Here is a 16,971-nt window from a genome sequence, read left to right on the forward strand (position 1 = left end):
GCGACCACGCCGCCAAGGGGAACACCGACGGCCGACCCGGCCCGGCACCAGGCGACGGCCCGAAGGGGAGGCCCGACACGGCCGCCCCGCGCGGGGGCGCCGCGGCGTCCCCGGGGAAGCCTGTCGGGGCGTCAGCCGGGGGGCCTGACGCAGCGTCCACCGGGAAGCCCGGCACGCCGTCCACCGAGCGACCGGGCACGACGCCCGGCGGGGGGCGGGACGGCCGGTCCGATGGGCCGACCGGGGGGCGGTCGGGCGCGGCGGCCGGGGGGTCGTCGGGTGGCTCCGGCTCGGCGTCCGGGAGGTCGTCGGGTGGCCCCGGCTCGGCGCCCGGCGGGCAGTCCGGTGCGGCTGGCGGCGGGAGGCCCGATGGGAAGTCCGGCGCCGCCGATGGCGGGAGGCCTGGTGGGCGGTCCGGCTCGTCGTTCGGTGGACGGTCCGACAATCGGTCCGGTCCGGCCGGGGGCGCGTCCGGCGGCAAGCCGGGCGCGCAGTCCGGCTCGGCGTCCGGCGGCGGCTCCGGCGCCGTGACCGGCGGTGCGCCTGGTGGGCCGTCCGGCTCGGCAGCCGGTCGGCAGGTCGGTACACCGTCCGGTGCGACGTCGGGTGGACGGCCCGGCGCGGCGCCTGGCGGTAAGCCGGGCGCGCAGTCCGGTGCACAGTCCGGCGCGGCAACCGGTCGGCAGCCCGGCGCGCAGTCCGGCGCGGCGGCCGGCGGGAAGTCCGGGTCGGCTCCCTCCGGCTCGGCGCCCGGGGGGAAGGCCGGTTCGGGATCCGGCCGTACGCCGGAGGCCAAGGCCCCGGTCTTCGACGGCAAGCCCGTCGCCGGTGCCGCCGGCAGCCCCGCGGCCGCAGGCGGTGGCAGCGCCGCCGGTGTCCCCGACGCCAGGGCGGCCAGAGCCGCTCGGGCGGCCAGGGCCGCCAAGGCCGCCGGCGCGACCGCGGAGGGCGGCTCCGTCGGTGCCGCCCCCCGAACGGCGGCGGCCGGAGCCGGGGACGACACCCCCACCACCACCCTCGCCATCACCCCGGGCCGCAAGCCCGCCGCGGCGTCCGCGGGGGCCGGGGGCGACACGCCGACCCAGGCCCTGGGCGTCATCTCCGCCACGAAGGCCGCCGCCCCGGCGTCCGCCCCGGCGCCCGCCGTCTCCCCCGCCCCCCAGGCCGGGGGTGGCAAGGCCAAGAAGGGCAAGCGGCCCAAGCGCACCGGCTGGAGACGACTGTTCCCCACCTGGCGCATGGTGCTCGGCGCCTTCGTCATCGGACTCATGCTGATCGTCGGCGCCTTCGTGCTCGGCTACAACATGGTCCACATCCCCAAGGCGAACGCGTTCGCGACCAAACAGAGCAACGTCTACCTCTACGCCGACGGCTCCCAGATCGCCCGCGACGGCGAGGTCAACCGCGAGAACGTCCCGCTGTCGAAGGTCTCCAAGGCCGCCCAGCGCGCCGTACTGGCCGCCGAGGACCGCGACTTCTACTCCGAGCCGGCCATCGACCTCAAGGCCATGCTCCGCGCCGGCTGGAACACCGCCACCGGCAAGGGCAAGCAGTCCGGCTCGACGATCACCCAGCAGTACGTGAAGAACTACTACCTGGCCCAGGACCAGACCGTCACCCGCAAGGCGAAGGAGTTCTTCATCTCCATCAAGCTGGACCGCGAGGTGACCAAGGACGAGATCCTGGAGGGCTACCTCAACACCAGCTTCTTCGGCCGCAACGCCTACGGCATCCAGGCCGCCGCCCAGGCCTACTACGGCATCGACGCCGACGAACTCACCGCCGAGCAGGGCGCCTACCTCGCCGCCCTGGTCAACGCGCCGAGCATGTACGACGTCGTCGCCCACCCCGAGAACAAGAAGGCGGCGCTCGCCCGCTGGAACTACGTCCTCGACGGCATGGTCAAGGAGGGCTGGCTCAAGCAGTCCGAGCGGACCGGCGCGAAGTTCCCGATGCCGAAGCAGGCCACCACCTCCACCGCCTTCTCCGGCCAGCGCGGCTACCTCGTCGAGGCCATCAAGTCGTACCTCATCGAGCACAAGATCATCGATGAGAAGGCGCTGGAGAACGGCGGTGGCTACCGCATCACCACCACCATCCAGCCCAAGATGCAGGACGCCTTCATCAAGGCCGTCGACGACCAGCTGATGGACAAGCTCGACAAGAAGAACCGCAAGGCCGACAAATACGTGCGCGCCGGCGGCGTCTCCATCGACCCGAAGACCGGCAAGGTCATCGCGATGTACGGCGGCATCGACTACACCAAGCAGTACGTGAACAACGCGACCCGCCGTGACTTCCAGGACGGCTCCATCTTCAAGCCCATCGTGTTCGCCTCCGCCGTGGACAACTCCTCCAACAACCAGAGCGGCCAGGCGATCACCCCCAACACCGTCTACGACGGCACCAACAAGCGCCCCGTCGTGGGCTGGCCCGGCCCGGCGTACGCCCCCGAGAACGAGGACTACGTCAACTACGGCAACATCACCGTCCGTCAGGCCACCCAGAGCTCCGTGAACTCGGTGTACGCGCAGATGGCCGTGGACGTGGGCCCCGAGAAGGTCGAGAAGACCGCGATCGACCTCGGTCTGCCCAAGAACACCCCGGACATGAACCCGTACCCCTCCATCGCCCTGGGCACCGCCACCGCCAGCGTCCTGGACATGGCCGAGGTGTACGCCACGCTCGCCAACCACGGCAGGCACGGCACGTACACGATGATCGAGAAGATCAGCAAGGACGGCCAGGCGGTCGACCTGCCCTCCACGGAGTCCACGCAGGCCGTCAGCCGCCAGGCCGCCGACACCACCACCTCCGTGCTGCAGAGCGTCGTCCAGAGCGGCACCGCCACCGCCGCGCAGGCCTCCGGCCACCCGGTAGCCGGCAAGACCGGCACCGCCGAGGAGGACAAGGCCGCCTGGTTCGCCGGCTACACCCCCGACCTCGCCACCGTCGTCTCCGTCATGGGCCAGGACCCCAAGACGGGCGCCCACAAGCCCCTGTACGGCGCGATGGGTCTGCAACGCGTCAACGGCGGCGGGGCGCCCACCGACATCTGGGCGCAGTTCACCAAGACCGCCCTGAAGGGCAAGAAGGTCAAGCAGTTCGACCTCGACCTCCAGGTCGGCGCCGACGTCGTCTACACCCCGCCGAGCACGCCCGCCGACGAGCCGGGGGCCACCGGCGACGAGGAGACCGGCGGCGCCACGGGTGACGAGGAGACCGGCGGACCGTCCGACGACGCCACCGGCGACGGCACCACCACCGGCGGCACGCCCACCACGGACGGCGGCACGACCTCCACGGGCGGCGCGGCGACGGACGGCGGTGCCACGTCCACCGGCGGCACCTCGACGGACGGCGGCGCCACGTCGACGGGCGGCGCCACGACCGACGGGGGCACGGGCTCCACCGGGGGCCCCACCACCGACGGCGGTACGACGGACGGCGGAGCCACCACGCAAGGCGACACCTCGGTGGGTCCGTTCGGTTGACCGGGGCTGCTCAGTGGCCGGAGGTGGCCTTCAACCCCACCACGGCCACGAGCAGCAGACACACGAAGAAGATCCGGGCGGCGGTGGCCGGCTCCCCCAGCCACACCATGCCGCACACCGCCGCCCCGGCCGCACCGATCCCCACCCACACGCCGTACGCGGTACCGATGGGGAGCGTCCTCGCGGCGTGGGAGAGCAGCAGCATGCTGGCGACGATCCCGGCGCCGGTGAGCACGCTGGGCAGCGGCCGGGTGAAACCGTCGGTGTACTTCATCCCGATCGACCAGCCGACCTCCAGCAGTCCGGCGACGACGAGCAGAACCCAGGCCATGAGGGCACCTCCGTGATCCATGAGCGGAATCGGGGTGCGTCGTCTTTGCGGATCCCGGTACGGCGCGTCTCGTCGGGCTACGCCAAAGTTAGCAAAACGGAGGCGTGAGGGGCTGGTGACCATGGTCACCAGCCCCTCACGCCTGTGAAAGCAACGATGCAAAGATGATTCAGAGATGATTCAGAGATACAGGCCGGTGGAGTCCTCCGACCCCTCGAACCGGTCCGCGGCCACGGCGTGCAGATCGCGCTCGCGCATCAGGACGTACGCGACACCCCGGACCTCGACCTCCGCCCGGTCCTCCGGGTCGTAGAGGACACGGTCGCCGGGCTCGACGGTCCGCACGTTCTGGCCGACCGCCACGACCTCGGCCCAGGCGAGGCGCCGGCCCACTGCCGCGGTCGCGGGGATCAGGATGCCGCCGCCGGAACGCCGCTCGCCCTCGGCGGTGTCCTGGCGCACGAGCACGCGGTCGTGCAGCATCCGGATGGGCAGCTTGTCGTCGTGCTGGGTCTTCTCGCTCACGCCCCGAACCTACCTGCCTTCGTCCCTGTCCTCGTCCTGTCCTCGTCCCGGCCGGCGCCGCTGTCCGCGTCAGGCCCTGCGGCGCCGGGTGCCGAGGGCGAGAAGGCCGACGACACCGACGACCACGAGGGCCACCGGCACGATGCGCTCGACCCGGGGCGCCCCGTCCTCGTCGACGAACTGGCCCCTGACGTCGCTGACCACACGGTTGACCGAGACGTAGGCCTTGCCGAGGGTGTGGTCGATGTTCGAGACGACCTTGGCCTTGGCGTCGCCCACGATCGTCCTGGGGTGCACGCGGACGCCGATCTCGTCGAGCGTCTCGGCGAGGTTGTCGCGGCGGCGCTTGATGTCCGCCTCGATCTCGGCCGGGGTTCTGATGTCCGAGGTCTCCGCCACCGCGCGGCCTCCCGTTGTCGGTTGTCGGTGAATTCTCTTGGTTGCGGACAGTCTGTCAGCTCCACCCCGCGCCGCACCGCCAGGGCCCGCCATTACGCTGGACCGATGAGCGAGCGACTCCAGCCCGGCGACGTGGCCCCCGCCTTCACCCTCCCGGACGCCGACGGCAACGAGGTGTCCCTGTCCGACCACAAGGGCCGCAAGGTCATCGTCTACTTCTACCCGGCCGCCCTGACCCCCGGCTGCACCAAGCAGGCCTGCGACTTCACCGACAACCTGGAGCTCCTCGCGGACGCCGGGTACGACGTCCTCGGCATCTCCCCCGACAAGCCCGAGAAACTCGCCAAGTTCCGCGAGAAGGAGTCCCTGAAGGTCACCCTCCTCGGCGACCCCGACAAGACGGTTCTCGACGCCTACGCGGCCTTCGGCGAGAAGAAGAACTACGGCAAGACCTACATGGGCGTCATCCGCTCCACGATCATCGTCGACGAGGAGGGCAAGGTCTCCCGCGCCCTCTACAACGTCCGCGCGACGGGGCACGTGGCGAAGATCATCAAGGACCTGGGCATCTGACCCCACCAGCCCGCCCACCCGAGAACGGCTCGCACCGGAAACCCCGGTACGAGCCGTTCCGCATTCCGGACGTGACTGTCCGATGAACGGCTCGTTACTCCGTACGAGCCACGAACGGGTGGCCGGAACGGAGAGGGTTCCATGGGGGACAGCGTTTACAGCGAGGAGCGGCTCGCACCTGCCGTCGCCGAAGCTCGCAACCGGACCGACCTGATGCGAAAGCTCGGACTCAAGGCAAGTGGGGGGCAACGGCGCGTACTCCAGGAGAAAGTGGCGCGCCACGGACTCGACACGAGCCACTTCGCCAAGCGCAGCCCGTGGCGCAAGTACCCGGACGTCGCCATCGCCGAAGCCGCCGCCTCATCCTCCTCACTGCGCGAGCTGGCGCTGAAGCTGGGCGCCACACCGGCCACCGGCACGCTTTCCCATATCCGACGCCGCGTCGACGCAGCAGGAATCGACATCAGCCACTTCCCCGGCATCGACCGCGCCGAGCTGGACCTGCCCTTCAGCACGGAGGAGTTGAGCGCCGCCGCAGCCACAGCGCACAGCGTGCGCGGCGCGCGCACTGAACATCCCGGACGACAGCCGCTCGCGCGCCACACTGCTACGCATGTTGCGCGAGCAGCACATTGACACTAAGCACTTCACCCACGCCCGTGCACCAATTGACGAGGCGGCACTTCGCACCCTGATCCCCCAGGCATCCAGCTATGCCGAAGTGATGCGTGGCCTTGGTCTGGTTGTCGACGACACCAGCCATCGACGCGTGCGACGCACTGCGGCGCGCCTCGGATTCGACACCAGCCACTTCAAGCGCCGCGCCTGGGGCAAGCCGGACAGGCCAGCCCCCACACCGACGGCTCACCGCGTACTCGTCGTCCTGCCCGCGCATGCCGGACGAACAGGCAGGGCCCAACTCCACCGCGCCCTGACCGAAATCGGAGTGCCGTACGCGTGCGCAAGTTGCGGCAGCACCGGCGAATGGCTGGGACGCCGGATCACCTCGCAGATCGACCACGTCAATGGTGACTGGCACGACAACCGCCAGGAGAACTTGCGGTACCTGTGCCCGAACTGCCACGCGTTGACAGATACGTGGTGCCGACAGAAGGAACGAAGGTCACTCGCCGGATAGGCGCCGATCACCGTACACTTGCAGCCGCCCGTCATACTCGACGACGGGCGGCTAGCGGCCTTGGCGGAACTGGCAGACGCCTCGCGTTTAGGGCGCGATGGGAGCAATCCCGTGAGGGTTCGAATCCCTCAGGCCGCACCCACCTTCACTTTCAAGGTCTGGCTTGCGACTGCCGCAAGCCGGACTTTCCAGTGGGCACCTTCAGCCCACCAGCTCCCGCAGCACCGGCACCAGCCCCCGGAACGCCTTGCCCCGGTGGCTGATCGCGTTCTTCTCCTCCGCCGTCAGTTCGGCGCAGGTTCGGGTGTCGTCGTCCGGCTGGAGGATCGGGTCGTAACCGAAGCCGTTCGTGCCGACCGGGGTGTGGCGAAGGGTGCCCCTCAGCTGCCCCTCGACCACCCTTTCCGTGCCGTCCGGCAGGGCCAGGGCCGCCGCGCAGTTGAAGTGGGCGCCGCGGTGTTCGTCGGCGATGTCGCCGAGCTGGGCGAGGAGGAGGTCGAGGTTGGCCTTGTCGTCGCCGTGGCGGCCGGCCCAGCGGGCGGAGAAGATGCCCGGGGCGCCGTTCAGCACGTCCACGCACAGACCCGAGTCGTCGGCGATGGCGGGGAAGCCCGTGGCCGTGGCCAGGGCGTGGGCCTTCAGCAGGGCGTTCTCGGCGAAGGTGACGCCGGTTTCCTTGACGTCGGGGATGTCCGGGTAGGCGTCCGCGCCGACGAGCTCGTGCGCGAGGCCTGCGTCGGCGAGGATGGCCTTCAGCTCGGTGAGCTTTCCGGCGTTGCGGGTGGCGAGGATCAGGCGGGTCATGCCCACCAGTATCGCGATCCCCGCCGCCCGGTTCGCATGGGTTACGAGGTGCAGACCTTCGTCAGTTCGCCCGCCGCGTCCGTGATGCCGCTGATGTCGGGCGTCGCGTCGCCGTTCTCGACGGCGGTGCGGGTGTCGGTGACGGCCTTCTGGAGGGAGTCCACGGCCTTGTTGACGTCGGTGTTGTCCGTCTTGTCACCGATCTCGTCGAGGTTCTTGTCGATGGAGGCGAGGGACTCCTCCAGCTGCGTGGGGTCGTCCGCCGCGTTCTGCACGGCCTGCTGGAGGTCGTCCACGCTCCGGGCGATGGCATCGGCGGTCTGGACGCAGTCCAGGGCCTTGTTCACGGCGTCGCAGCCGGTGGTGAGCCCGGCCGTGAGGGCGACGGCAGCTACGGCTCCGGCGATGGTGGTCATGCGACGTCGTCGACTCGCGGCCATGGAACGGTCCTCCTACTGGTTGCAGGCCTGACGGCCCCGGGTACGGCTGGCGCCGTGTGGCCGGGCGCACGGAGGTGTGCCGTGCGCCCGTATGGGCAAGGACGCGGGCGGGGCCGCCGTGGTTGCCGTCCGCGGCCGCGCTCTTGGGGTGCCCTTTACCTTTCGAGGACCGTATCAAGCGCCTTGCGCTGCAGGAGGGCCAGCTCCGTGCAGCCCGAAACGGCCAGGTCCAGCAGCGAGTTGAGTTCCTCGCGGGCGAACGGCTCGGCCTCGGCGGTGCCCTGGACCTCGACGAAACGGCCGTCGCCGGTGCAGACGACGTTCATGTCGGTGTCGGCCTTCACGTCCTCCTCGTAGCGGAGGTCGAGGAGGGGGACGCCTCCGACGATCCCGACGGAGACCGCCGAGACGGTGCCGGTCAGGGGCTGGCGGCCGGCCTTGACCAGCTTCCGGCCCTGGGCCCAGGTGATGGCGTCGGCCAGCGCGACGTACGCGCCGGTGATGGCCGCCGTACGCGTGCCGCCGTCGGCCTGGAGAACGTCGCAGTCCAGGACGATCGTGTTCTCACCGAGCGCCTTGTAGTCGATGACGGCGCGCAGGGAGCGGCCGATGAGGCGGGAGATCTCGTGGGTGCGGCCGCCGATCCGGCCGCGTACGGACTCGCGGTCGCCGCGGGTGTTGGTGGCGCGGGGAAGCATGGAGTACTCGGCGGTGACCCAGCCCTCGCCGCTGCCCTTGCGCCAGCGGGGGACGCCTTCGGTGACGGAGGCGGTGCAGAAGACCTTCGTGTCGCCGAAGGAGACGAGGACGGAGCCCTCGGCGTGCTTGCTCCACCCGCGTTCGATGGTGACCGGGCGGAGCTGTTCGGGGGTGCGGCCGTCGATTCGAGACATGGCGCTGAGCCTATCGGCACATACGGAGGGGGCCCCTCCCCCGGCGGTCCGGGGAAAAGGGCCCGTGTGGGCGCGTGTGGCTCACATCATGTCTTCGATCTCCGCGGCGATGGGGTCGGCGTCCGTACCGATGACGACCTGGATCGCGGTGCCCATCTTGACGACGCCGTGGGCGCCGGCGGCCTTGAGGGCGGCGTCGTCGACGAGGGCGGGGTCTCGGACCTCGGTGCGCAGGCGCGTGATGCAGCCCTCGACCTCTTCGATGTTGTCGAGGCCGCCGAGCCCGGCGACGATCTTCTCAGCCTTACTGGCCATGGCCACTCTCCCTGTCTTGCCCAGCGGAACCTGGTGCGCAACCGTACGCGGGACAGTCTGCGGGACTGTCCCGGACTGGTCTACACCACTGAGGGAATGGTCGCCAAACGCGACCGGGGCTCAGCCCGATGTCGTGTCGGCGGTTTCGGAGCCCTGGCCGGGGGTCGTGGAGCCGGGACCGGGGCCGGGACCGATGCTCGCCGGGGTCACCGGGCCCGTGTCGAGGCTGCGGAGTGCGGGCAGGGCCCGGATCGCCGGGGCGACCAGGCACCAGGCGGCGAGGAGGCGGCCGGTCTGCCGCAGGCCGATCAGGTCCACGGCGAGCCCGGCGGCGAGGGTGCCGAGCGGAACGGCGGACATGGACACGGCGTCCTGGAGACCGAGGCCGCCCTCCGCCCATCGCAGGCCGCCCCGCCCCGCCCCGCAAAGGGACTCCCCCGCAGGTCCCGGACCGCCGCGCCGCTCACCTCACCGGTGTGCACTCGCACAGCGGTCTGGCTGAAATCGGTCCCGTACGGCGATTCCCGCTTGCGATGACCGACCTCCGGCGCGGTACTCGTAGAGGACCACGCGGTGCCCGTAGAGGACCACCGTGCACAGCGCCCCCGTACAACGCCGCACCCCGCACCGGAAGTTGATCACCATGACCACGGCTCCCACCGAGGACCAGCCCCGCACCGAGGACCTGCCGCCGTCCTGCCGCGATCTGATCGGCGTCCTCGCCCAGACCGACCGGCGCGACGCCTTCGCGGCTCTCGCGCTCGGCGCGACCTCCGTGACCGAGGTGGCTCAGCGGGCCGGCCTGCGCCCGGCGGCCGCCGCCGTCGCCCTGCAGAAGCTCGTCGACGGGCGGATCGCCGCGTACGACGCCGACGCGCACGCCTACCGGCTGATCGAGGACACGTTCCGGCTGGCCGTCCAGGCGGAGGTGCGGATCTCCGGGCGGGGCGGCGGTGACGGCGCGGGGGCCTACTTCCGCAAGGGGCGGCTGACGTCGATCCCCGGCAAGGCCGAGGTCCGCACCCGGGTCCTCGGCGTCGTGGCCGACTCCTTCGAGGCCGGGGTCCCGTACTCCGAGGCCAAGGTCAACGCGATCTGCGGGCAGTGGTTCGACGACTGGGTCACCCTGCGCAGGGCGCTCGTGGACGAGGAACTGCTGCGGCGCGACGAGTCGGGCACCCGGTACGCACGCGGATGACCGCATGACCCGGGTCGCGGCCGTGACGTCACCGCCGCCCCGGCGGGCCGGTCGGCCGAGGCCGTCGCCCACGGCCGCCACACCGGTGCCGCCGTCAGCGCGTTCTGCCGCCGCCGGGGTTGCGCGGCCCGGCCCGGACAGGTGGCCGCCGGCGGACGTTCGGCGGTGCTGAACGCGGGCCCGCGCGCGGGCCCGGCCCGCACGCTCCGCCCGGAACCCTCCCCACCCGGCGACGGCCTTCCTTCAGGACGTCGGACGTCGTTTCGCCCGCCGGGGTCCGCCGGACCCACCTGGACGTCGCCGCGCCCGCGTACGACGACGAGGGCCCGTACGCCGAAGTCCCCTACGACGGCACCGGGTTCGTGGTGCGCACGCCGGCCGAGACGCCGCACACGCCGACCGAGACGCCGCGCGCGCTGCGCGGCGGCGCACCGGACGCGGGCCCGGACCTGCGCGAGCCGTCCGGGAGCGGCGCGGAATCCCGTTCGGAATCCTGGTAAGAATCGAGGGTTCCTGATCCCGTCCCCCATCTGCTACAACAGGTCTACACCACTGAGTGGTGTAGACCACCACCCGATGGAGGAAGTCCATGAGCACTGCCACCGCGCCAACGGCGGCTCCCCCGAAGAAGTGGGGATCAGGCCTGATGCAGGGCCTGCAGAAGGTCGGACGCAGCCTGCAGCTGCCCATCGCCGTGCTGCCGGCGGCGGGCATCCTGCTCCGTCTCGGCCAGGCCGATGTCCAGGAGAAGCTGAACCTGCCCGACAAGGTCACGGCGGTCTTCGCCACGGCCGGTGGCGCGATCTTCGACAACCTGCCGATGCTGTTCTGCATCGGTGTCGCGATCGGCTTCGCCAAGAAGTCGGACGGATCGACCGCGCTGGCCGCCCTGGTCGGCTTCCTGGTCTACAGCAACGTCCTGAAGGCCTTCCCCGTCACCGAGGCCAAGGTGCAGGCCGGCGCCGACATCGCCGCGACCTACAACAACCCGGGTGTCCTCGGCGGCATCATCATGGGTCTGCTGTCCGCCGTGCTGTGGCAGCGCTACCACCGCAAGCAGCTGGTGGACTGGCTCGGCTTCTTCAACGGCCGCCGACTCGTCCCGATCATCATGGCCTTCGCCGGTACCGCGATGGGCGTCTTCTTCGGTCTGGTCTGGGAGCCCATCGGTGGGGTCATCTCCGACGCCGGCGAGTGGATCACCGGGCTGGGCGCGGCTGGTGCCGGTCTGTTCGGCCTGATCAACCGCGCGCTGATCCCGATCGGCATGCACCAGTTCGTCAACACCGTCTCCTGGTTCCAGATCGGCGACTTCACCAACGCCGCCGGCACCGTCGTGCACGGTGACCTGAACCGCTTCTTCGCCGGTGACCCGACGGCCGGTCAGTTCATGTCGGGCTTCTTCCCGATCATGATGTTCGGTCTGCCGGCCGCCGCGATCGCCATCGCGCACTCCGCCCGCCCCGAGCGCCGCAAGGCCGTGATGGGCATGATGATCTCGCTCGCGCTGACCTCCTTCGTGACCGGTGTGACCGAGCCCATCGAGTTCTCGTTCATGTTCATCGCCCCGCTGCTGTACGTGATCCACGCGGTGCTCACGGCCATCTCCATGGCGGTCACCTGGGCACTCGGCGTCCACGCCGGCTTCACGTTCTCCGCGGGCGTCATCGACTACGCGCTGAACTGGAACCTGGCCACCAAGCCATGGATGATCATCCCGATCGGTCTGGTGTTCGGCGCCATCTACTACTTCGTCTTCCGCTTCGCCATCGTCAGGTTCAACCTGCCGACGCCGGGCCGTGAGCCCGAGGAGGAGGTGGAGGACCTCACGAAGGCGTGAGCCGCGGCAGCCGAACGGCGGCGGGCCCCCGGAGCGTGTCGCTCCGGGGGCCCGCCGCCGTTCGCGTACCGGGCTCAGATCTCGTACGTCACCCTGGGCACCGCCAGCTCCACCGGGCCGTCGTACACCGCGCGGGCGTCGACGAGGTTGACCTGCGGGTCGGTCCACGGCGGGACGTGGGTGAGGACGAGACGGCGGGCACCCGCCCGGGCGGCCGTCTCACCTGCCTCGCGTCCGTTGAGGTGGAGGTCCGGGATGTCCTCCTTGCCGTGCGTGAAGGCGGCCTCGCACAGGAACAGGTCGGCGTCGCGCGCCAGTTCGTCCAGGGTGGCCGTGACACCGGTGTCCCCGGAGTACGTCAGGACCCGGCCGCCGTGCTCGATGCGGATGCCGTACGCCTCGACGGGGTGGGCGACCCGCTCCGTGTGGACGGTGAAGGGGCCGATCTCGAACGTGCTCGGCTTGACCGTGTGGAAGTCGAAGACCTCGCTCATGGAGGAGGCGGACGGGGTGTCGGCGTAGGCCGTGGTCAGGCGCTGTTCGGTGCCCTCCGGTCCATAGACCGGGAGGGGGTCGCAGCGGCCGCCGTCATGGCGGTAGTAGCGTGCGACGAAGTACGCGCACATGTCGATGCAGTGGTCGGCGTGCAGATGGCTGAGGAAGATCGCGTCGAGGTCGTAGAGACCGCAGTGGCGCTGCAGCTCGCCGAGGGCACCGTTGCCCATGTCGAGGAGCAGCCGGAAGCCGTCGGCCTCTACGAGGTAGCTCGAACAGGCCGATTCCGCGGAAGGGAACGACCCCGAGCAGCCGACGACGGTGAGCTTCATGAGAGCTGGAACCTCCGCGCTGGCGTGAAGTCGTGACAGTCGTGTCAGTCGTGACGTGCAGACGGGTTGCGGATTGCAGTTAGCGGGGTTGCGAAGTTCGGGCGTGGGTGCAACGAGAGTGGTGCGGTCCGTTGAGCGTAAGGCGCGAAAGGGTGGGTCGCTCCTCCGCCAGGGGCCGTTGTGGGCGAACTCACCTGTGCTGTCACCGGTTCGGCTGGTCATAGGGCCATTGGGGCGCGCGTGGGCCGGGGTGAGGTGGTGCTCAGGAGCGCGCGAGCGCGTGAGGGGGCGGACGTTGCGTGGTGTGCGCCGGTACGGTCGTGGCTATGGACACGTCATGGTGGCCGGCGCTCGCGGCCGTGGTGTTGCTGGCCCTGCTCGCCGCGGTCGTCGACGGGTGGGGGCGTTCGCGACGGCCGCCCCGGCGGAACGGGCGAACGGGACGGACGGGGCGGACTCGGCCCCCCGGGCGCCCCGAGCGGCAGCGCGGGCCGGTGCCGGGACCCAGGCCCGCCGAGATCTGGTGGGCGAGCGTGCCCTTCGAGGACGGGCCCGGGGAGAAGGACCGGCCCTGTCTCGTACTGGCGGTACGCGGGAACCGTGCCCGGGTCGCCAAGATCACCAGTCGCCACCGTGACGAACGGCCCGGCGTGATCCCGCTGCCCCCGGGCGCGGTCGGTGACGCACGCGGCCGTGCCAGCTTCCTGGAGACGGACGAGCTGCGGGAGGTGCGGCTGCGTGACTTCCGCCGCAAGGCGGGCGAGGCGGACCCGGCCCTGTGGGCCCGGGTCCGCCACCTGTCGAAGTGACGGGGACGGGCAGCAGTCCGACTACGGCGAACCAGCCCCTGCGCCCCTGAGAAGCAGTGGGCGCAGCCCCTGCTTCTCAGGGGCGCGGGGAACTTCGCGACCAGCCCCCACTCACCCGCACCCGGCAACGCTCCCGGACCCGCACCCGACCCCGCACCGCCGCGCGCTCACGCCCAGAGCTGCCCCTGCAACGTCTCGATCGCCTCTTCCGTCGTCGCCGCCGTGTAGACGCCCGTCGACAGGTACTTCCACCCGCCGTCGGCGACGACGAACACGATGTCGGCCGGCTCCCCGGACTTCACCGCCTTGTTCCCCACCCCGATCGCCGCGTGCAGCGCGGCCCCCGTGGAGACGCCCGCGAAGATGCCCTCCTGCTGCAGCAGCTCACGCGTGCGGGTCACCGCGTCGGCCGAACCGACCGAGAACCGGGTCGTCAGCACGGACGCGTCGTACAGCTCCGGCACGAACCCCTCGTCGAGGTTGCGCAGGCCGTACACGAGGTCGTCGTAGCGCGGCTCGGCGGCGACGATCTTGACGTCCGGCTTCTGTTCGCGCAGGAAGCGGCCCACGCCCATCAGCGTCCCGGTGGTGCCGAGACCGGCGACGAAGTGCGTGATCGAGGGCAGGTCCGCGAGGATCTCCGGACCCGTCGTCGCGTAGTGGGCGCCCGCGTTGTCCGGGTTGCCGTACTGGTAGAGCATCACCCAGTCGGGGTGCTCGGCGGACAGCTCCTTGGCGACGCGTACGGCCGTGTTGGAGCCTCCCGCCGCCGGGGACGGGATGATCTCGGCCCCCCACATGGCGAGCAGCTCACGCCGCTCCTGGGAGGTGTTCTCGGGCATGACGCAGACCATGCGGTAGCCCTTGAGCTTCGCCGCCATGGCCAGGGAGATGCCCGTGTTGCCCGAGGTGGGCTCCAGGATCGTACAGCCGGGAGTGAGACGGCCGTCCTTCTCCGCCTGTTCGATCATGTGCAGGGCGGGCCGGTCCTTGACCGAACCCGTCGGATTGCGGTCCTCCAGCTTCGCCCAGATACGGACGTCGGCGGACGGCGACAGCCGCGGCAGGCACACCAGAGGGGTGTTGCCCACCGCGGCCAGCGGGGAGTCGTAGCGCATGGGTGATCAGGCCATGCCGCCGGCCACGGCCGGCAGGATGGTCACGTTGTCGCCGTCGGTCAGCTTGGTGTTGATGCCCTCCAGGAAGCGGACGTCCTCGTCGTTCAGGTAGACGTTGACGAAGCGGCGCAGCTCACCGCCGTCCACGATCCGGGCGTGGATGCCCGTGTGACGGCTCTCCAGGTCGGTGAACAGGTCGGCGAGGGTGGCACCGGCTCCCTCCACCGCCTTCTGACCGTCGGTGTACTGGCGGAGGATGGTGGGGATGCGGACCTCGATGGCCATGGTGTGCGGCTCCTGTCGGGAGTGGTGGTCGGTGGCGCGCGGCAGCGCGAAGTGCGTGGTCACACGGGTGTCGGCTCCCCCGGTTCTCGACTCGCTCGAATCGGGAGGTACCCCCATCGGCTCACGGCCGTACGGCGGTGGGGCCGGCGTCAACAGATGGCGCTGGCAAGCCTGCACAGGTCGACGTGCAGCCGCGCCACGAGCAGTGCGCCCGGCGTCTTCTCGCTCACGTCGTCAAAAACCATGCGCTCATCGTATCGATTCCCGGTCCGGGTCCTGGAATGTGATCCCACATGCCGGACGGATTCGGGCCGGAGATTGAGACGGAGGGCGGAACCACCCCGTCGGACGCAGGTCAGGCCGACCGTCGGACGACCAGCCGCGTGGGGGTGACCACCGAGGCCAGAGGGCTTTCCGCCCCCGCCTCCCCCGGGCCCGCCAGGTCCTCCGTGTGACGGAACAGCAGCCGGGCCATCAGCCGGCCCATGCCCTCGATGTCCTGGTGGACGGTGGTGAGCGGGGGGTCGGTGTGCTCGGCGATGGGGGTGAGGTCGTCGAAGCCGACGACGGCCACCTCGTCCGGCACCCGGCGTCCGCGCTCGCGCAGCACCTGCAGCGCGCCGGAGGCCATCAGGTCGGAGGCGACGAAGACGGCGTCCAGGTCGGGGCGGCGGTCGAGGAGCGCGGTCATGGCGGTGACGCCGCCCTGCCGCGTGTAGTCGGAGTGCTCGATCATCTCGGGCGGCGCGTCCGGCAGAAGGTCCCGGTAGCCCTCCAGGCGGTCGAAGGCGGACGCCTCCCGCTCGACCGGGCCGGTGATCGTCGCGATGCGCTCCCGGCCCAGGGCGAGCAGGTGACGGACGGCCTCGCGGGCACCGCCCCGGTTGTCGGCGTCGACGTACACACGGTCGTGGACGGGTTCGCCGTCGCGCAGCATCGGCCGGCCGCCGAAGACGGCGGGCAGGCCGAGCCGGTCGATCATGCCGGGCAGGGGGTCGTCGGACCGCAGGGAGAACAGCAGCGCGCCGTCGACGTGGCCACCGCCCAGGAAGTCGCCCACGCGCGGGTACTCCTCGGGCTCCTCCAGGAAGAGGAGGACGGGCTGGGCCCCGTGGGCGACCAGTTCCTTGCGGATGCCCCTCAGGTGGAGGTCGAAGAAGGGGTCGATGAAGAGGCGGTTCTGCGGCTGGCTCGCGACGACGGCGATGGCGTTGTTGTGGCGGGTGACCAGCTGGCGGGCGGCGGAGTTCGGTACGTAGCCCAGCTCCGCGATGACCTCGCGGACCCGTTCGACGACCGCCGCGCGCACCTTGTCCTCGCCGTTGATCACTCGTGACACGGTGGACTTGGACACCCCCGAGCCGCGTGCGACGTCGTCGAGCGTGGGGCGCCGGCCGTGCGGTCGCCGCGTCTGTCGAGTCAAGACCGTCTCCGTGGCGGGCAGTTGTGTGAGCGTGCGTGCGCGCGCGTACGGACACCGTAGCCGCGAAATTCCTGTGCCGCCGGTCAGTAGGCCGCCACGATGCGCACCTCCTCCTCGGTCACCTCGCCCTCGACGATCCGGAACGAGCGGAACTGGAACTCGCCGAGACCGTCGGTGTCGGCGGTCGAGACGAGGACGTAGTGGGCGCCGGGCTCGTTGGCGTAGGAGATGTCGGTGCGGGACGGGCGGGCCTCGGTGGCGGTGTGGGAGTGGTAGATGACCACCGGCTCCTCGTCACGGTCGTCCATCTCGCGGTAGAGCTTGAGCAGGTCGCCGGAGTCGAACTCGTAGAACGTGGGCGACATGGCCGCGTTCAGCATCGGGATGAAGCGCTCGGGGCGGTCCGAGCCCGCAGGTCCCGCGACGACGCCGCACGCCTCGTCGGGGTGGTCCTTGCGCGCGTGGGCGACGATCTGGTCGACGAGGTCCTGGGTGATGGTCAGCATGGTCGCCAGGATAAGCAGAAGGGCTGTTCCGTACCGGGGGGTGGTACGGAACA

General features: G+C 70.8%; 20 protein-coding genes, 1 tRNA gene, 1 pseudogene and 1 riboswitch. Of the genes and pseudogenes, 8 read left to right on the forward strand and 14 right to left on the reverse strand.

The window, feature by feature from the left end; all coding sequences use genetic code 11:
- The first annotated feature begins 527 nt into the window (after positions 1–527).
- Positions 528–3,494, forward strand: a complete 2,967-nt coding sequence (locus H4687_RS18575) for a transglycosylase domain-containing protein (RefSeq protein ID WP_050399246.1) — start codon at positions 528–530, stop codon at positions 3,492–3,494.
- Positions 3,495–3,504: 10 nt separating this feature from the next.
- On the opposite strand, the gene H4687_RS18580 is transcribed toward H4687_RS18575, so the two are convergent.
- The 3 genes from H4687_RS18580 to H4687_RS18590 form a co-directional block, all read right to left on the reverse strand.
- Positions 3,505–3,825, reverse strand: a complete 321-nt coding sequence (locus H4687_RS18580) for a DMT family transporter (protein ID WP_020115549.1) — start codon at positions 3,823–3,825, stop codon at positions 3,505–3,507.
- A gap of 33 nt (positions 3,826–3,858) precedes the next feature.
- Positions 3,859–3,923: riboswitch (guanidine-III (ykkC-III) riboswitch) on the reverse strand.
- Positions 3,924–4,005: 82 nt separating this feature from the next.
- Positions 4,006–4,350 (reverse strand): GroES family chaperonin, encoded by a 345-nt coding sequence (locus H4687_RS18585; RefSeq protein ID WP_005486682.1) that lies wholly within the window; start codon positions 4,348–4,350, stop codon positions 4,006–4,008.
- A gap of 69 nt (positions 4,351–4,419) precedes the next feature.
- Positions 4,420–4,749 carry a DUF3618 domain-containing protein gene (locus H4687_RS18590; RefSeq protein ID WP_046917086.1) on the reverse strand — a complete coding sequence of 110 codons (330 nt, stop codon included), beginning with the start codon at positions 4,747–4,749 and terminating at the stop codon, positions 4,420–4,422.
- A 105-nt stretch (positions 4,750–4,854) separates the two neighbouring features.
- Between H4687_RS18590 and bcp the strand changes: the two genes are divergently transcribed.
- From bcp to H4687_RS18605, 4 genes are all read left to right on the forward strand, one after another.
- Entirely contained in the window at positions 4,855–5,322 is a 468-nt protein-coding gene (gene bcp, locus H4687_RS18595; RefSeq protein WP_046917087.1) for a thioredoxin-dependent thiol peroxidase, read from the forward strand.
- A 141-nt stretch (positions 5,323–5,463) separates the two neighbouring features.
- Positions 5,464–5,958 carry a hypothetical protein gene (locus H4687_RS46485; protein ID WP_225966735.1) on the forward strand — a complete coding sequence of 165 codons (495 nt, stop codon included), beginning with the start codon at positions 5,464–5,466 and terminating at the stop codon, positions 5,956–5,958.
- Complete coding sequence (locus tag H4687_RS46490; protein WP_225966736.1) at positions 5,936–6,460, forward strand: HNH endonuclease; 525 nt, start codon at positions 5,936–5,938, stop codon at positions 6,458–6,460. The genes H4687_RS46485 and H4687_RS46490 overlap by 23 nt, the downstream gene beginning before the upstream one ends.
- Before the next feature lie 54 nt (positions 6,461–6,514).
- Positions 6,515–6,598 (forward strand) — tRNA-Leu (locus tag H4687_RS18605).
- A 63-nt stretch (positions 6,599–6,661) separates the two neighbouring features.
- On the opposite strand, the gene rdgB is transcribed toward H4687_RS18605, so the two are convergent.
- From rdgB to H4687_RS18630, 5 genes and pseudogenes are all read right to left on the reverse strand, one after another.
- On the reverse strand, positions 6,662–7,264 hold the full coding sequence (gene rdgB, locus H4687_RS18610; RefSeq protein WP_050399279.1) for an RdgB/HAM1 family non-canonical purine NTP pyrophosphatase: 603 nt from the start codon (positions 7,262–7,264) through the stop codon (positions 6,662–6,664).
- A 41-nt stretch (positions 7,265–7,305) separates the two neighbouring features.
- Positions 7,306–7,704: a hypothetical protein gene (locus H4687_RS18615; RefSeq protein ID WP_046920165.1), complete on the reverse strand. Its 399-nt coding sequence runs from the start codon at positions 7,702–7,704 to the stop codon at positions 7,306–7,308.
- 155 nt (positions 7,705–7,859) lie between these two features.
- Positions 7,860–8,597: a ribonuclease PH gene (gene rph, locus H4687_RS18620; protein ID WP_050399248.1), complete on the reverse strand. Its 738-nt coding sequence runs from the start codon at positions 8,595–8,597 to the stop codon at positions 7,860–7,862.
- Positions 8,598–8,678: 81 nt separating this feature from the next.
- Positions 8,679–8,939: pseudogene (locus H4687_RS18625) on the reverse strand (glucose PTS transporter subunit EIIB); the annotation flags it as partial.
- 93 nt (positions 8,940–9,032) lie between these two features.
- Complete coding sequence (locus H4687_RS18630; protein ID WP_050399249.1) at positions 9,033–9,272, reverse strand: hypothetical protein; 240 nt, start codon at positions 9,270–9,272, stop codon at positions 9,033–9,035.
- A gap of 283 nt (positions 9,273–9,555) precedes the next feature.
- On the opposite strand from H4687_RS18630, the gene H4687_RS18635 reads away from it, so the two are divergent.
- Both H4687_RS18635 and H4687_RS18640 read left to right on the forward strand, forming a co-directional pair.
- Positions 9,556–10,110, forward strand: coding sequence for a DUF2087 domain-containing protein (locus H4687_RS18635; protein WP_050399250.1), 555 nt, complete (start codon positions 9,556–9,558; stop codon positions 10,108–10,110).
- Positions 10,111–10,699: 589 nt separating this feature from the next.
- A complete protein-coding gene (locus H4687_RS18640; RefSeq protein ID WP_046917605.1) occupies positions 10,700–11,950 on the forward strand; it encodes a PTS transporter subunit EIIC in 1,251 nt (416 codons plus the stop codon).
- A 74-nt stretch (positions 11,951–12,024) separates the two neighbouring features.
- Here the strand turns inward: H4687_RS18640 and H4687_RS18645 are convergent, their stop codons facing one another.
- Complete coding sequence (locus tag H4687_RS18645; RefSeq protein ID WP_046917606.1) at positions 12,025–12,777, reverse strand: MBL fold metallo-hydrolase; 753 nt, start codon at positions 12,775–12,777, stop codon at positions 12,025–12,027.
- A 326-nt stretch (positions 12,778–13,103) separates the two neighbouring features.
- On the opposite strand from H4687_RS18645, the gene H4687_RS18650 reads away from it, so the two are divergent.
- Positions 13,104–13,586, forward strand: coding sequence for a type II toxin-antitoxin system PemK/MazF family toxin (locus H4687_RS18650; RefSeq protein ID WP_046917607.1), 483 nt, complete (start codon positions 13,104–13,106; stop codon positions 13,584–13,586).
- Positions 13,587–13,753: 167 nt separating this feature from the next.
- Here H4687_RS18650 and H4687_RS18655 read toward each other — a convergent pair whose 3' ends face one another.
- From H4687_RS18655 to H4687_RS18670, 5 genes are all read right to left on the reverse strand, one after another.
- Positions 13,754–14,704, reverse strand: a complete 951-nt coding sequence (locus tag H4687_RS18655) for a PLP-dependent cysteine synthase family protein (protein ID WP_005486729.1) — start codon at positions 14,702–14,704, stop codon at positions 13,754–13,756.
- 6 nt (positions 14,705–14,710) lie between these two features.
- On the reverse strand, positions 14,711–14,989 hold the full coding sequence (locus H4687_RS18660; RefSeq protein ID WP_046917620.1) for a MoaD/ThiS family protein: 279 nt from the start codon (positions 14,987–14,989) through the stop codon (positions 14,711–14,713).
- 149 nt (positions 14,990–15,138) lie between these two features.
- Positions 15,139–15,234: a putative leader peptide gene (locus H4687_RS48075; protein ID WP_020115562.1), complete on the reverse strand. Its 96-nt coding sequence runs from the start codon at positions 15,232–15,234 to the stop codon at positions 15,139–15,141.
- Between the two features lie 110 nt (positions 15,235–15,344).
- Positions 15,345–16,412 (reverse strand): LacI family DNA-binding transcriptional regulator, encoded by a 1,068-nt coding sequence (locus tag H4687_RS18665; RefSeq protein ID WP_046917608.1) that lies wholly within the window; start codon positions 16,410–16,412, stop codon positions 15,345–15,347.
- A gap of 83 nt (positions 16,413–16,495) precedes the next feature.
- Positions 16,496–16,918, reverse strand: coding sequence for a Mov34/MPN/PAD-1 family protein (locus H4687_RS18670; protein ID WP_046917609.1), 423 nt, complete (start codon positions 16,916–16,918; stop codon positions 16,496–16,498).
- Positions 16,919–16,971: the final 53 nt, after the last annotated feature.

Origin of the sequence: Streptomyces stelliscabiei, assembly GCF_014873495.1 — a bacterium.
Taxonomy (GTDB): Bacteria; Actinomycetota; Actinomycetes; order Streptomycetales; family Streptomycetaceae; genus Streptomyces; species Streptomyces bottropensis.